A 14,749-nucleotide genomic window follows, 5' to 3' on the forward strand; every position below is an offset into this window, starting at 1 on the left:
CCAGCGGTTCCCGGCTGACCCCGGCCGGTTCGGTGGTCACCGACTGGGTACGGGTCCGGCCACCGGCCATTCCACGTCTCGGGGATCCGCTCCCGCCGCTATCCGGTCAGGACCGCGGACAGGCGGTGTTGCCGGTAGCGGTCAGAACCGTTGACCGGGCGGTCGGTCCGTGAATCCGTGGTGCGGGAGCGACGTCCATGAGGAGACGACATGCGTGCGCACCGCTGGTGGATCTCCGTCCTTGTCGGAGCCTTCCTGGTCGCCGCCGCCGGGTGGGCGGGCCCGCCCGCCGGTGCGGCGCGGACGGGCCCCACGGCGACGGCACAGCGGATCCTCATCGACGCGGCGTCGGGCGGGCGCACGTTCGACGGCATCGGCGCGCTCAGCGCCGGAGCCTCCTCACGGCTGCTCATCGACTACCCCGAGCCCCAGCGCCGTCAGATCCTCGACTACCTGTTCAAGCCGGGATACGGAGCGGCCCTGCAGATCCTGAAGGTCGAGATCGGCGGGGACACCAACTCGACCGACGGGGCCGAGCCGAGTCACATGCGCGACCCCTCCGACCTGAACTGCGACCGCGGCTACGAGTGGTGGCTCATGGAGCAGGCCAAGGCCCGCAACCCGGGCATCCGGCTGTCCGCCCTGCAGTGGGGCGCGCCCGCCTGGACCGGCAGCGGGGAGGCGCGGCCCACCGTCTGGACGGACCGCGACATCGACTACCTGCTGTCCTGGCTCGGCTGCGCCCGCCGGCACGGCCTGCGCGTCGACTATCTCGGCGGGTGGAACGAGGCGTGGTTCGACACGGCCTGGTACCAGCGGCTGCACGCCGCGCTGACCGAGCACGGGTACGGCGACGTCAAGGTGGTCGCGGACGACAGCTTCAACTGGGACGTGATCGAACCGCTCACCCGGGACGCGGGATTCCGGTCCGCCGTGGACGTCGTCGGCCAGCACTACGTCTGCGGGTACCTCAGCGACTACCTGCGCTGCCCCAGTCCGCAGGCGGCCCGGGACCTCGGCAAGCCGCTGCAGGCCAGCGAGCAGGGGTCGCTGCCGTACGACTCCGGCGCCGCGCCGCTCGCCCGCGCCCTGAACCGGCCGTACATCGACGGCGCGATGACCTCGACGATCAACTGGTCGCTGATCGCCTCCTGGTACGACACGATGCCCTTCCAGGCGGCCGGGCTGATGGGCGCGAACGAACCGTGGTCCGGAGCGTACGTCGCCGGGGCCAGCGTCTGGGCGGTCGCGCACACGACGCAGTTCACCCGGCCGGGGTGGCGCTACGTCGACTCCGCGTCGGGTCATCTGGAGGGCGGCGGCAGCCACGTCGCGCTGCGCTCGCCCGACTCCCGTGACTACAGCGCCGTCCTGGAGACGATCGACGCGACCGCGCCACAGGACGTCGTGATCGACGTCGGGGGCGGACTGCCGGCGGGGCCGCTGCGCGTCTGGACGTCGGACCTGTCGTCGTCCGATTCGCGGCGCTGGTTCACCCCTGCGGGGAGCGTACGGCCCGGAGAGACGCTGACCCTCGAACCGGGCCGGGTCTACACCCTGACGACGACGAGGGGCCAGGGTAAAGGCCACGCGGTCTCCCCACCGCCCCGGCCCCTGCGGCTGCCCTATCGCGACGACTTCGACTCGTACGCGGTCGGGGCGACGCCGCGGTACCTGTCCGACCTGGACGGGGCGTTCGAGGTGGCGCCGTGCACGGGGCGGCCGGGCCGGTGCCTGCGGCAGGCGATCGGCGCTCAGCCCGTCTGGTGGAACGGCTGGCTGAAGCGGCCGGTGACGGTCATCGGGGACCTGAAGTCCTGGCGGGACTACACCGCACAGGTCGACGTACGACTCGACGAGGACGGCTGGACCGAACTCCTCGGACGCGTCGACGGTCAGTGGGGCGACGCCGTCTCCGGGGTCCACCTGCGGCTGTCGAGCGACGGGCGGTGGCAGTTGTACGACGAGAACCTGCAGGGGCAGGACTCGGCCCTGTGTGCGCCCAGCGATCCGTCCTGCGCCGGAGTGTCGGCGCCGAGGGCGCGTCCGGTGGAACGCCGGACCCTCGCGGCCGGCCGCGTCGGCGCCCCCGTCGAGGGCCGGCACCGGCTCGGCCTCCGGTTCGCCGGCGACCACATCACCGCCCTGCTCGACGGCGGGCCGATCGCCGAGGTGGACAGTCAGGTGCACGCCTCGGGGCAGGTCGGTCTCGCCGTCTCCCCCTGGCGGCACGCGGAGTTCGACGACCTGGCGGTCACGCCGGTCCGGCGGCCGGGGAACGTGCGCTACCTGCCCGCGCAGGAGCTCAGCGCGACCGGCACGAGCTTCCATCACGGGTACGAGCCGCGCGATGCCGTGGACGGCAGCGCGCAGTCGATGTGGCACAGCGAGTGGTCCCCGCGTTCGTCGCTGCCGCAGTCGATCACGGTGGACACCGGCCGGCCGCGTCCGCTGGCGAAGGTGACCTACCAGCCGCGCGAGGACGGCAACGGCAACGGCGTCATCACTCGGTACGAGCTCGCCACGAGCCTCGACGGCGTCACCTTCACCCCGGTCGCGAGCGGCTCATGGCCGTTGGACACGACGCGCAAGGAGATCGACCTGCCGGGCGGGCCGGCGCGGTACGTCCGGCTCACAGCGCTGGCGGCCGGTGGCGGATACGCGTCCGCCGCCGAGATCCAGGTCGCGGTCCGGACCGGGTAGCCCTCAGCCGGCGCCGTCGCCCTCCTCCTTCGGCTTGCGGATGTAGGTGCCCTTCGCCGGAAGGGTGATGACCAGCTGACGCTCCCGCAGGTCGCGGATGGCGCGCCGGGCGGTGCCGAGCGCCACGCCGTACTCCGCCGCCAGGTCACGCTCGCCGGGGAGCCGGGTGGCAGGCCGCAGCTCACCTCGCTTGATACGCCCCGCGATGTGGTCGGAGACCAGCTTGTAGCGGTATTCCGGGTCAGATCCGTCGAAAACCGGCTTCTCATCGCTCACGTCGATCACGCTAGAGCAGCCCCCAGCACCGCAAATGCGCAGGTAGCGGCATACCGCTATACACCGCGCTAGGTAGCTGCTACGTTACTCTCGGAGAGGACGGGCGCTCTCCTACGGGCCGCTTTCTTCGGTGGGTTCGCGGGCCGTGGATCGAGCGTCCGGAGGGCGGTGGCGCGCGGGGAGCTCATGGTCGCGCCACCGCCCAGGGGGATGAGAGACGGGGACCGATGAGCGATGACGACACCGACCGGGCCCGCCGGATCCAGGCGGCGCTGGACGACTTCTACGCCACCCTGGCCGGCGTCCCGGTCGTCGGCGTCGCGCACTGGTCCGAGCTCGAGCAGCTCACCGAGCTGATCCGGCGCCACCCCGACGCGGCCCGCCGGATCATCGACGACCTGCCCCGCGACCGCTGACGCCGCTCGGCGTCCCGGCCGGGGCCCCCGGCCGCCTGTGGCAGGTGTCTGCCGGAGCCTGGAAGCCCGCGAGGCGAAGATCCATCTCGCGGCACCGGGCCTGGGCGGGGCGGCGTCATGGCCGCCGGCGGGATCCGTCGCAGCCGCCGCGGCAGTGAGGACGGCGGAACGCCGTGCTCAACCCCCTCCTCACCTGCGTGAGAATTCGTGTATGACCGAATCACGGGAGGCGGCCCCGTTCTCCGGCCGGACCACGTGGGCGTGGAACCTCAAGACCCCGCTGCGGGAGTTCCTGCGGACCGAGACCGGCAGCGCGATGGTGCTGCTGGCCGCCACGCTCGTCGCGCTGCTCTGGGCGAACGTCGACCCGTCGTCGTACGAACGCCTCTGGCACGCGGCGCTGTCCGTCCACGTCGGCGGCTCGGGACTGTCGCTGGACCTGCGGACCTGGGTGAACAGCGGCCTGATGACGTTCTTCTTCTTCGTCGTCGGACTCGAGGCGCGCCGGGAGTTCGACATGGGCGAGTTGCGCGACCGCCGGCGGCTGGTGCTGCCGCTGGTCGCGGGGGTCGGCGGCATGATCGTCCCGATCGCCGTCTACCTGGCGGCGAACGGCGGCGGCCCGGCGGCGCATGGCTGGGGTGTCGCGATGTCGACCGACACGGCGTTCGCGCTCGGGATGCTCAGCCTGGCCGCGGCGAAACTGCCCGCGCGAATGCACGCCTTCCTGCTCACGGTCACGGTCGTCGACGACCTCGTCGCCCTGGCGGTCATCGGCGTGTTCTACAGCGAGGCCGTCAAGTTCTCCGCGCTCCTGGCGGCGATCGTGATCTTCGCCGTGATCCTCGCCGTCCGCGCGACGGGCGTGCGACGCGGACTCGTCTACCTGCTGCTGGGGGCGGTGGCGTGGGTGGCGATGCTCAAGTCCGGGGTCGAGCCCGTCGTCGTGGGCCTGGCGATGGGGCTGATCACGTACGCGTCGCCGGCCGCCCGGACGGACCTGGAGCGCGCGAGCGACCTGTTCCGGTCGTTCCGCGAGCAGCCCACAGCGGAGCTGGCGCGGACCGCGAGCACCGGGCTGGCCTCGGCCATCTCTCCGAACGAGCGTCTGCAGCTGATCTTCCACCCGTGGACGAGTTATCTGATCGTCCCGTTGTTCGCCCTGGCCAACGCGGGCATCACGATCAGCGGCGGCCTGCTGTCCCGCGCGTTCACCTCCCCCATCACCCTCGGCATCCTGATCGCCTATGTGATCGGCAAGCCGGTGGGCATCACCGGCTCCACCTGGCTGCTCACCCGGCTGACCCGCGGCCGGGTCCGGCCGCCCGTCGGCTGGGCCTCGGTGCTCGGCGGCGGGACCATCGCGGGCATCGGCTTCACGGTCTCCCTGCTGATCGCGACGCTCGCCTTCAGCGGCACCAGTCTGGAGGAGGCGAAACTCGGCATTCTCGCCTCCGCGCTGGTCGCGTCGATCCTGACGTGGGTACTGTTCCGCGTGACCGGCATGCTGCCGACGCGGCTCCGGCTGCGGGCCCTGATGGGCACGGCCGAGGGCATCGTCGACCTCGCGGTCCCGGTCGACCCCGACCGCGACCACATCCGCGGCCCCGTGAAGGACGCGCTGGTGACGGTGGTCGAGTACGGCGACTTCGAGTGCCCGTTCTGCGGCCAGGCCGAGCCGGTCGTCCGCCAGCTGCTCGCCGGGTACGGCGACGTGCGCTACGTCTGGCGGCATCTCCCGCTGCACGACGTGCATCCCAACGCGCAGTTCGCCGCCGAGGCGAGTGAGGCCGCGGCCGCGCAGGGCGCGTTCTGGGAGATGCACGACACCCTGATGGACCACCAGGGCGACCTGCGGATCGGTGACCTCATCCGCTACGCCGAGGAGCTGGGGCTGGACGTGCCCCGTTTCCGCCGGGACCTGCGCGAGCAGGCCGGCACCGCCCGGGTCGCCGAGGACGTGGAGTCGGCCGACCTCAGCGGCGTCTCCGGCACGCCCACCTTCTTCATCAACGGCCGCCGCCACCACGGCGCGTACGACATCGAGACGCTCACCGCGGCGGTGCGGGCGGCGAAGGCCCGGGCGATGATCAACGCCTGAACCGGACGGGACCGACATGTCGGCCGTACCCGGACGCGCGTAGAGCTCGCTATTCGAACACCAGTTCGAATAGAATGAGGGCATGAGACGGCGTGTGTACGACGAACCGGTCCAGGTAGAGGTCCTCGCCGATCGCCCCGCCCGCTTCATCTGGGACGGTTGCGGCTACGAAGTGATCACCTTCGTCAAGATGCTCGGGCTCCAGCGCCCCCGCGATGACGTCGACACCCAGCTGTGGCAGGTCCGGGCCCGCGCGGCCGGGAGCCGGACGCCGGCAACGTACGAGCTGCGCCGCGACCACGGCGCGTGGCAGCTGGCCGCGGTCTGGGAGCCCGGCGTCCGGTCCTGACCGCAGGCCGTGACCGGGCGGCCGGGGCAGGGCTCCGGCCGCCCGGTCACGGCGGCGATCGGCCGCGGGTCTCGCCGGAGCCGCTCCGTGCCGGACGTCCTCCGTGGCGGACGTCCTCCATGTCGGCGCGACCGCCGCGGCGCTCGCGTCGGCGGGCGCCGCTCTCGTGCTCGCCCGCGCGCCGGAGTACGGCCGCCCGCGTACGCTGGGGCCCGTACCGGAAGGGGGTGACGCGGTGGAACCGGCGACCGCCGGCGACGGCCCACCCGCCACCAAGCGCCTGCCCTGGGCCCAGCGACGCGATCAGTTGCTCGCAGCGGCGGAGCGGGTCATCGCCCGGGACGGCCCGCAGGTCTCGATGGACGCCGTCGCCGCCGAGGCCGGTGTTTCAAAACCGATCGTCTACCGCCACTTCGGCGACAAGAACGGCCTGGCCCACGCGGTCGGCGAACGGTTCGCCGTCGCGCTGCTGACGGAGTGGCACGCGACGCTGGCCGCCCACGCGGACCCGCGGGAACGCACCTACGCCGCCATCGAGGTGATCCTGCGCCGGATCGACGAGGCGCCCCAGACGTACCGGTTCCTGACCCGGGGCAGTGCGGAGGGCGCGCCGGCCCTCGGCGACGCGCTCGACGCCTTCCTGCGCATGATCGGGGACGACCTGGCGGACTTCATGGCGTCGGTGAACCAGGACAGGAGCCCCGAGCGGCGGGCGCTGCTGCTGACCTGGGGCCACGCGATGGTCGGGCTCGTGCGCAGCAGTGCCGACCTGTGGCTCGACCGGCGCCACGTCAGCCGGGAGGAGCTCGTCGCCCAGCTGACCGACCTCCTGTGGCGCGGTTTCGGGGACGCCGACTGGATGACCGGCAGACCATCCGATGCTCCCGGTGCGGATGCCCGAAACGCTTGACACGGCGGCACGAGGGGACCGTATGTTACGTGAAGTAACTTCACGCTTCCACTAACGTAGGGTCCAAGATCGTTCACCCGCCGTACGGGCACCGCCACGAACCGCAGAGGAAGAGAAGCCCCATGTCCGCAGTCACCGGAACCCCGCTCGGCGTCGCGTTGACGCGCCTCGCGGCGGCGGATCCCGAGACGCCGGCGCTGACCTGCGGCCCGGTCACCCTGTCCCGGCGGGAACTGGACGAACGCGCGAACCGTCTCGCGTGGGAACTGCGCGACCACGGCGTCCGCGTCGGCGACCGGGTCGCGATCGTCCTGCCGAACGGCGTCGACTGCGTCGTCGCGCTGGTGGCCGCCTGGAAGGCCGGCGGCACGCCCGTCCCGATCTCCGACCGGATGCCGGAGGCCGAGCGCGAGCCGGTCCTCGAACTGGCCCGGCCCAAGATCGTGATCGCCGCGAGCGGTCCCGGAACCCTTCCGCCGTCGGCCGGCGCGGGCCAGCCGGAGTCCGCTCCCCCGGGCATCGTCCCGCAACCATGGAAGATCCTCACCTCCGGTGGCAGCACCGGACGCCCGAAGCTGATCGCCACCGTGGAGGCCGGCGTCGCCGAGCGCGCGGGCCTGTTCGGCCTCGCGGCGCAGATGTCGGAGGGCGGGGCGGCGCTGGTCACGGCACCGCTGACGCACAACGGGCCGTTCATGTCGCTGACCGCGGCGCTGCTGTTCGGCAAGCACGTGGTCCTGATGGAGCGCTTCGACGCGGCGGAGGCGCTGCGGCTGGCCGAACTGCACCGCGCCGACTGGATGTACGCCGTGCCGACCATGATGCACCGGATCTGGCGACTCCCGGAGGCCGACCGGGCCGCCGCGGACCTGTCGGCACTGCGCGTGCTGTTCCACCTCGGCGCGCCGATCGCGCCGTGGCTCAAGCAGGCGTGGATCGACTGGCTCGGCCCGGAACGGATCTGGGAGCTGTACGCCGGGACCGAGGCCCAGGCCGTCACCCGCATCAACGGCACTGAATGGCTCGCCCACCGCGGCTCGGTCGGCCGCCCGCTGACCGGCGACATCGAGGTCCGCGACCAGCTCGGCCGGCCCCTCGGCCCGGGCCAGGTCGGCCAGGTGTGGATGCGCCCGGACGCCGGACCGACCTACACCTACATCGGCGCCACGGCCCGGTCCGACGGCCGCTGGGAGTGCCTGGGTGACCTCGGCTACATCGACGCCGACGGCTACCTCTACCTCACCGACCGCGATACCGACATGATCCTCGTCGGCGGGTCGAACGTGTACCCGGCCGAGGTGGAGGGCGCCCTGGAGGAGCATCCGGACGTGCGCACGGCCGCCGTCATCGGGCTGCCCGACGACGACCTCGGATCGGTGCCGCACGCCATCGTCCAGGCCGACCCGGGCGTCGACGAGACGGCGCTGCTGGCCCACCTGCGGGAGCGCCTCGCGGCCTACAAGCTCCCCCGCACCTTCGAGTTCGTCACCGACCCGCTGCGCGACGACGCCGGAAAGATCCGGCGCGCGGCCCTCCGTGCCGCCCGTGTCCCCGCCGAGCCCTGCGCCGCCGCCCAGACCCCCTGACCGGCCCCTCCTGAGCCGGGCCTCTGAGCCGGGCCCTCCTAAGCCAGCCCCTGACCGGGCCCCCTGAGCCGGTCACCCTGACCGGGCCCCTGCGCCGGGTGCCTTGTGGCAAGGACCCACGGGGCATCGGCCCGATCGGGGAGGACCCGTTCGAGTACGGCGAGGAGATCCGTGCCCAGCGCCGGTTCGACCCGCGCCGCCGCGTCCACCTTGGTCTTGTCTCGCGGTACGAGATGCGCCCGAACGCCGTCCGGCAGTCCCTTCACCGAGGGCAGGCGGCCACCGAGCTCCATCCGTCGTCTCCTTCGGGCAGTCGTTCCATGATCCCTGGCGGATGCTGCTCCTAGGGTGCAGCGTCCGCCAGGGATCAGTGCGGCCCCGCACCCGGCTCACCGCGCGCGGGTCGGCGACCAGTTCAGCGTGAGGTCGGGCAGTCCCTCCATGTTGGCGCTGCCGTCGCTGGTCGCGACGATGGTGAACCCGTGGTGTTCGTAGAAGGCGCGGGCTCCGGCGTTCTGCTGGAAGACGTGGAGCGACACGCCACCGGGACTGTTCCGCTTGACCTCCTCGAGGAGGCGCGTGCCGATGCCCTGACGCAGTGCGTCCGGACGGAGGTAGAGGTCCTGGAGCAGGTCTCGCTTGAGGGCTGCGTAACCGACGATCTCCCCGGCCCGGACCGCGACGAACGTTCGGCACTCTCTCAGGACGACGTCCCGGATCCATCGGGCCACCTGGTCATGGCTGCGCCTCGGCGGAGGCAGGTAGGGCATGGTCGCCGTCCGCGAGGCCATGTGCACGCCGGCGATCGACTCGGCGTCCTCCGGCTCCGCGAGCCGGATCACGGTGGTGCCGTCCATGGGATCCTCCTGGATCAGCCGGGGGTGCCGCGGGTGATCCAGTCGTGGGTGAGCTCGACGCGTTCGCCATTGTCGTCGAAGCCCCAGACGCGGGTCGGGTCGTTGAACGGCGACGTGACGGCGTGCCTGCTGAACCACAGGATCTCGCCCGTGTAGCTCGCCGCGTGCGGGAAGACGGCGTCCTGGCAGGTGCCGAACACCGTGACGCGCTGGGAGTTGGCGGCGCGCTGCAGCGCGGCGAGGATGTCGGAGCGGTTCTGGTCGCCGAGGCTGTTGCCGAGCTCGTCGAGGACGAGGACGCGGCCCTCGGCGTTCTCGTCGCTGAGCAGGGCCGCGAGCACGAGCTGGATCGCCTGGATCTTCTTCTGCGCGCTGTTCCCGGTCTCCTTGTACGGGATGGCCTCCCCGCCCAGGTCGCGGATCCAGGCCGGAGTGACGGCCCACCGGCGGGGCTGTTCGGGCTTGGCGGGCTCGCGGGCCTGGATGATGAGCCGCGCGCCGAAGCCACCGCGGGCGCGGTCGAGCCGGTCGTAGGTCGCGCTGACCGCTTCGAGGCGGCCCTTGACGACCTCCCGCACCAGCTTCTGCACCGTCTGCAGCTCCTCCTCGCGCTCCTCGCGCACGGTGTCGAGCTCGCCGAGCGCGAGCTGCCGCCGGCGGCGCTCGTCCTCGATCTGCACGCGGGTGCGCCGGTCGTGCTCGGCCATTCCGGTCAGCACGTCGTCGAGGGCCTCGGTGAGCGCCTGGAGGCGGCGCAGCCGGTCGGCGAGCGACTCGGTGGACAGCGAGTCGCGGAACCGGTCGATGAGGTCCTGGACGTCGGAGGGCGCCGGCGTCCGGGCGTACAGGGCGTGCACCGCCTCGCCCAGCGCGTCGCGGGCGTGGCCCAGCAGGGCGTCCGGGCCGGCCGTGCGGAGCTTCGGCTCCTGCGCGCCGAGGAGCTCCTCGGCGGCGGCTTGGTCGCCGCCCCACTGGTCGGTCCAGTACCGCAGGGGCAGGTCCGCTCGCCGGGTGGTGAGCTTGGCGAGGTCGCGTTCGGCGTCGGCGAGCTGCTGGCGCGCCTGGCTCACCCGCTGGGCGAGGAAGCGCCGCTGCTGCTCCAGCGTGTCCACCTTGGTCCGGGCCGCCATCCAGGCGTTGCGCGCCTCGTCCACCCGTCCCTTCAGGGCCGCACGACGGTGGCGCACGCCGGCGAGGCGGTCCTTCAGCTCGGCCAGCCGCTCGTCCAGCTCGGCGAGCTGTGCGGCCGCCGTGGCGTGCTTCAGGGCGTTCTCCAGGTGGGCCCGGCGGCTCTCGACGGCCGCGCGGGACGCGCGGGCGGACTCGGCACGCTCCTCCGCCTCCGCGAGCCGGGACCGGGCCTGCCGGATGCGGGCGTCCCGGCCCGCGATCGGCTCGGCGAAGCCGCCGATCACCGTGACGCCGGAGTCGCGGTCGTGGGCGCTCGCCGGGTCGGCGACCGCGTCGGCCCGCCGCTCCACGGCCGCGAGGAACCCCTGAACCGGGATCCGGCTGGTCACCCCGGCGGGCAGCGCCGCGTCGGGCGAGGTGTCGAGCGGACCGTCGGCGGTGACGAGCGTGGATCCCGGGAGGGGCCGCAGCGCGGCCACGGCGGCGTCGTGGTCGTCCGGAGCGACCACGACGGCGTGCCGGTACGGCCACAGGCGCGGCTCCCACGCGGCGCGGGCGCCGTCCTCGAGCGTCACCGCGTCGAGGAGGCCCGCGGCGGGCAGTCCGGCCGCGTCGAGCCGCGCGAGGCTCGCGGCGGTGTCCGGGTCGTGCCCGGCCTGGATCCGCTCCAGCGCCGTACGCGCCTCCTTGACGTCCGCGGCCGCCTGGCGCAGGACCCAGCCGGCCTCTTCCAGCTCGGGGGCCGACGCGTCGAGGTCCGCGCGCAGCGTCTCCGCCGGGGTGCCGTCCCACAGCTCGGCGAGCCGGGCGAGCGCCGGCCGGGACCGGTCGAGGCGCTCCAGCTCTCCCTCGTACCGGCCCTCCTCGCCGATCAGCGCGCTCAGGTCCTCGTGAAGGGACTGGTGGACGCCGTCGAGCTCGGCGACGCGCTGTTGCAGCTCCTCCGGGACGGCGAGCTCGTCCAGCTCCTCCTGCGCCAGCCGGAGCGCGTCGCGGCGTTCGTCCGCCCGTCCGCCGAGCTCGTCGAGCTGCGCGGCCATGGCGGCGTCGTCGGCGTGGACGTCGAGGTAGCGCCGGGCGGCGTGCAGCCGCCGCAGCGCGGTGACGCGGGCGACGTGCTCCCGCGCGCGGTCGCGGTCGGCGACGGCCGCCAGGTCGCTCTCCTCGTCAAGGCGGCGCTGCTCGTCGCGGCTGCGCTCCTCGGCGTACCGGGACTCGATCTCGACCCGCTTGGCGCGCGCGTCGCTCTCCTTGTCGACCAGGTCGGTCAGCCCGGCCAGCGCGATGAGGGAGTCGCCGATCTCCTCGGGCTTGAGGTGGGACAGCTCCTCCGACACCAGCGACGGCGCCTCCGGGCGGGTGCCGTCGGTGTGCAGGTAGGACATGCAGCGCGGCGACGAGCCGTACAGCACGTCGCCGATCCGCGTCACGGGCACCCGGTTGCGCAGCGAGGCCCACGTGCGGTGCGCGGTCTCCAGGCGCTCGGCGTCGTCCGCGCCGCGGGCGAGGACCAGGCCGTCGCTCCAGCGCACCTCGGCGTACGGGCTGCCGCCGGACTGCAGGCGGATCCACACCGACAGCGCCGACCGCTCGTCGGCGTCGCGCTCGCCGAACACCCCGACGATGTAGCCGACCGTCGCGGGCGCGTGCTCCTTGGCGGACAGGCCGACCGGTTCGGGGCGGAACAGCAGCCGCGCGGCGTACTTCCCGCTCTCGTGCAGCCGCCACTGCGGGTCGGCGAGGATCAGGGTGATGGCGGACAGGAACGTGGTCTTGCCCGAGCCGTTGCTGTCCACCGGGCCGCGCCCGGCGATGGTGATGAACTGCCCCGGGATGATCGGGATCGGATGCGACGTCAGCGTGCCGATCTCCACGGTCTGCAGCGCGATCAGGTCGCGCCGCCCGACCACGCCGCCGAGACCCGCCGCCTCGATGTCGATGGCGCTCGTCACCGTTTCTCCCCTTCGATGGCATGCGTACGGGCCTGGGCCCGCCGGCGGCGGATGGCGTCGGCGAGCGCGCCGTCCGGGTCCGCCAGCAGGATGAGGTTCTCCTCGATGAGGTTGGACGTCTGCGGGGTCAGCCGCAGGAACTGCGGGCCCGGCCGGATCGGCGCGCTGTCGCCGGGCTGCAGCAGCCCCCGGTCGCGCAGCCGCTGCAGCGACTGCCGGATCTGCTCACGCGAGCGGATCCGCGAGTTCACCAGCGTCTCGAAGCTCACGCGACGAGCCTGGTACGCCCGCGCGGTGCGCGGCAGCTCGCCCTGAGCCTTCGGGATGACGAACCCGTGCAGCAGGACGAGGGCGAGGACGGCCGCGTCGATGGGCTCCAGGGCGCCGACGCCCTCGTCGGCCAGCCGCCGCGCGACGCCGTCGTCGTACCCGGACACGAAGCCCTCGCGCTGTTCGATGAGGACCCGGCCGGCCGCGGCCAGCATCGCCTCGACGTACGGCCGCAGGTCGGGCGCCAGCCCGCGGTACAGGGCCATGGGCACCGGCTGGTCCGCCTCCTCGACCGCCGCCACCGCGCGCCGCACGGCGAGCCGGAGCTCGTGCGGCAGCGTCTCCAGGGCCGGGACGCCCTCACTCATCGGCGGCCTCCTCCGGCTCCGGCATCGCCTCGTAGACGCGGCGGAGCGCGGCCACCTCGTCGTCGTGCAGCGTCGCGACGCGGGCGCCGAACCGGACACCGGTGTCGTCCTGGTCCACCCAGCCCGTGCGCCCCAGCCAGGCCAGGGAGCGTTTGGGCGCGTTGTCGAAGATGGGGATCGCCTCGTCCGCCGCCGGGCGGGCGTTGACCCTGGCGAGCAGCGCGAAGACGCGCTCGGGCGGCACCGCGCGCCCCGGATGGGGGTGCAGGTGCGGGTCCTCCCAGCACAGCCGCACGCAGGCGGCGAAGGTCAGCTGCAGGGCGGTCGGCGGCGTGGTCCACAGCGCGTGGTCGGACTGCTCGGCCAGGTCGATGTCGGCCGGCCAGGTCAGCAGCGCGACCTGACCGCCGGAGCCGGCGGCCAGGACGACCTCGCGGCCGGCCGCGCGGGCCGCCGTGGACACGGCCGCCGACGTCTCGGCCGGCGTGCCGCCCAGCGCGCGCAGCCGGGCCAGCGCCAGCGCGGAGGGCGCCGGGTCAGCCATCGTGGTCGCCTCCGGTCGCGGCGGGCTCCGGCTCGACCGCGCGTACGCCCAACTCGCTGACGTACGTCGTCGGCGTGTCGGGCGCGACGTGCAGCCGGTCGCCCAGCACCGGCTCGAACGGCAGGTCGGGATCGGTGGCGGAGACGAGGACGTCGGCGATGACACGCGCGGCCTGCCGCCACGGCGTGCCCCGCAGCCGCTCGGTGAGGTCGACTGCGTCCTCCGGGCCGAGGTGCGCCTCGATCGCCGCCCGGCGGGCCGCCTGGTAGTCGCGGAGACGCTCGGCCGCCTCCTCGACCGGGTCGCCCTCGGGCAGCGGGTCCTCCCGGCGGGGCCGGCGCTGCCGCGGGCGCGGGCGCGGCTGGTGCGTCTCTATCGTCCGGAGGATCTCGTGCGGCGACAGGTTGAGCCGGGGCGGGTCGAACACGACGCCGTCGAAGACCGCGGCGAGGGCCTCCGGGCTGCCGGTGATCGCGGCGGTGAGGTACGCCTCGGCGTCGAGGAGGGTGAAGTCGCGGCGCTGCGCGGCCTGGTCGAGGAGCCGGGCCATGTACTCCTGCACCGCGTTGACGTACTGCAGGGCGGCCTCGGCCATGCGCTCGGCGGACCGGCGGTGCTCACCGAAGTCGCGGTTGACCCGCTCGACGATGCGCTCGGCCTGGGTGAACAGCCGCTTGGCGTCGCCGTGGTGCCGCTGCTCGGCGATCAGCTCCTCCAGCGGGCGGTGCCGGACGAGACGGCGCAGGTGCCCGGACCGGATCGTGAACTCCCGGCGCGCCTGCACGAGCGCATCGGCCACCTCCCGGCTGGTCGCGCTCCCCCGCTCCAGCTCGCGGTAGGTGACGTCGAGCAGTGTGACCAGCTCCTGCAGGCCGCCGCTGGCCTCGAGCCGGCCGAACACCAGGAGCGCGGCCGAGGAGGCGGGGTTGAGGACGTAGCGCCATTCGTAGTCGCGCTGGGTGAACGGCTCGACCAGCTCCATCTTCAGGAACAGCTCGAAGTAGCGGTCGAACTGCGCCCGGCCGCAGATGTGGGCGCAGGACTGGGCCAGCTCGGCGCGGGTGAGGCCGCCGTACGCCTCGTGGTCGCCGAACGCCGCGTGGATCGCGCGCGCGACCTCGAGCTGGTCGAGGTCCTCGGTCACCGCCGCGCGGTCGCCGGCGACCGGCGCGGCGAACGCCTTCAGCCGCCGGTGGAACGCCTCGCGCACGGCGATCACATCGTCGTGCTCGAAGCGCATCTGCCCGCTCATCGTCACCCCCTGTGGTCCGAGCCACGACCCTAGC

At 73.4% G+C, this 14,749-nt stretch carries 13 protein-coding genes; 6 read left to right on the forward strand and 7 right to left on the reverse strand.

Annotated elements, in window-relative coordinates; translation table 11 throughout:
- Positions 1-210: 210 nt before the first annotated feature.
- The gene (locus AB0L00_RS22540; RefSeq protein ID WP_364437351.1) at positions 211-2,703 is read left to right on the forward strand and encodes a discoidin domain-containing protein; all 2,493 of its coding nucleotides are present in this window, start codon (positions 211-213) and stop codon (positions 2,701-2,703) included.
- A 3-nt stretch (positions 2,704-2,706) separates the two neighbouring features.
- Here AB0L00_RS22540 and AB0L00_RS22545 read toward each other — a convergent pair whose 3' ends face one another.
- Positions 2,707-2,979: a winged helix-turn-helix domain-containing protein gene (locus AB0L00_RS22545; RefSeq protein ID WP_364390883.1), complete on the reverse strand. Its 273-nt coding sequence runs from the start codon at positions 2,977-2,979 to the stop codon at positions 2,707-2,709.
- Between the two features lie 227 nt (positions 2,980-3,206).
- On the opposite strand from AB0L00_RS22545, the gene AB0L00_RS22550 reads away from it, so the two are divergent.
- The 5 genes from AB0L00_RS22550 to AB0L00_RS22570 all read left to right on the forward strand — a co-directional run bounded on the left by AB0L00_RS22550 (position 3,207) and on the right by AB0L00_RS22570 (position 8,341).
- On the forward strand, positions 3,207-3,395 hold the full coding sequence (locus tag AB0L00_RS22550) for a hypothetical protein (protein ID WP_364437354.1): 189 nt from the start codon (positions 3,207-3,209) through the stop codon (positions 3,393-3,395).
- A gap of 211 nt (positions 3,396-3,606) precedes the next feature.
- Positions 3,607-5,496 carry a Na+/H+ antiporter NhaA gene (gene nhaA / locus AB0L00_RS22555; protein ID WP_364437357.1) on the forward strand — a complete coding sequence of 630 codons (1,890 nt, stop codon included), beginning with the start codon at positions 3,607-3,609 and terminating at the stop codon, positions 5,494-5,496.
- 82 nt (positions 5,497-5,578) lie between these two features.
- Complete coding sequence (locus AB0L00_RS22560; protein ID WP_364390844.1) at positions 5,579-5,845, forward strand: hypothetical protein; 267 nt, start codon at positions 5,579-5,581, stop codon at positions 5,843-5,845.
- A 103-nt stretch (positions 5,846-5,948) separates the two neighbouring features.
- Positions 5,949-6,755 (forward strand): TetR/AcrR family transcriptional regulator, encoded by an 807-nt coding sequence (locus tag AB0L00_RS22565; protein ID WP_364437360.1) that lies wholly within the window; start codon positions 5,949-5,951, stop codon positions 6,753-6,755.
- Between the two features lie 122 nt (positions 6,756-6,877).
- Positions 6,878-8,341: an AMP-binding protein gene (locus AB0L00_RS22570; RefSeq protein ID WP_364437363.1), complete on the forward strand. Its 1,464-nt coding sequence runs from the start codon at positions 6,878-6,880 to the stop codon at positions 8,339-8,341.
- Positions 8,342-8,379: 38 nt separating this feature from the next.
- Here the strand turns inward: AB0L00_RS22570 and AB0L00_RS22575 are convergent, their stop codons facing one another.
- From AB0L00_RS22575 to AB0L00_RS22600, 6 genes are all read right to left on the reverse strand, one after another.
- Positions 8,380-8,634 carry a hypothetical protein gene (locus AB0L00_RS22575; protein ID WP_364437366.1) on the reverse strand — a complete coding sequence of 85 codons (255 nt, stop codon included), beginning with the start codon at positions 8,632-8,634 and terminating at the stop codon, positions 8,380-8,382.
- Positions 8,635-8,730: 96 nt separating this feature from the next.
- On the reverse strand, positions 8,731-9,198 hold the full coding sequence (locus AB0L00_RS22580) for a GNAT family N-acetyltransferase (protein ID WP_364437369.1): 468 nt from the start codon (positions 9,196-9,198) through the stop codon (positions 8,731-8,733).
- 14 nt (positions 9,199-9,212) lie between these two features.
- A complete protein-coding gene (locus AB0L00_RS22585; protein ID WP_364437372.1) occupies positions 9,213-12,281 on the reverse strand; it encodes a hypothetical protein in 3,069 nt (1,022 codons plus the stop codon).
- Positions 12,278-12,919: a hypothetical protein gene (locus AB0L00_RS22590; RefSeq protein WP_364437375.1), complete on the reverse strand. Its 642-nt coding sequence runs from the start codon at positions 12,917-12,919 to the stop codon at positions 12,278-12,280. Before AB0L00_RS22590 ends, AB0L00_RS22585 begins: the two co-directional genes overlap by 4 nt.
- Entirely contained in the window at positions 12,912-13,463 is a 552-nt protein-coding gene (locus tag AB0L00_RS22595) for a hypothetical protein (RefSeq protein ID WP_364437378.1), read from the reverse strand. Before AB0L00_RS22595 ends, AB0L00_RS22590 begins: the two co-directional genes overlap by 8 nt.
- Entirely contained in the window at positions 13,456-14,715 is a 1,260-nt protein-coding gene (locus AB0L00_RS22600; RefSeq protein WP_364437381.1) for a hypothetical protein, read from the reverse strand. The genes AB0L00_RS22595 and AB0L00_RS22600 overlap by 8 nt, the downstream gene beginning before the upstream one ends.
- Positions 14,716-14,749 lie beyond the last annotated feature (34 nt).

Source organism: Actinoallomurus sp. NPDC052308 (genome assembly GCF_040679195.1).
Classification (GTDB): domain Bacteria; phylum Actinomycetota; class Actinomycetes; order Streptosporangiales; family Streptosporangiaceae; genus Actinoallomurus; species Actinoallomurus liliacearum.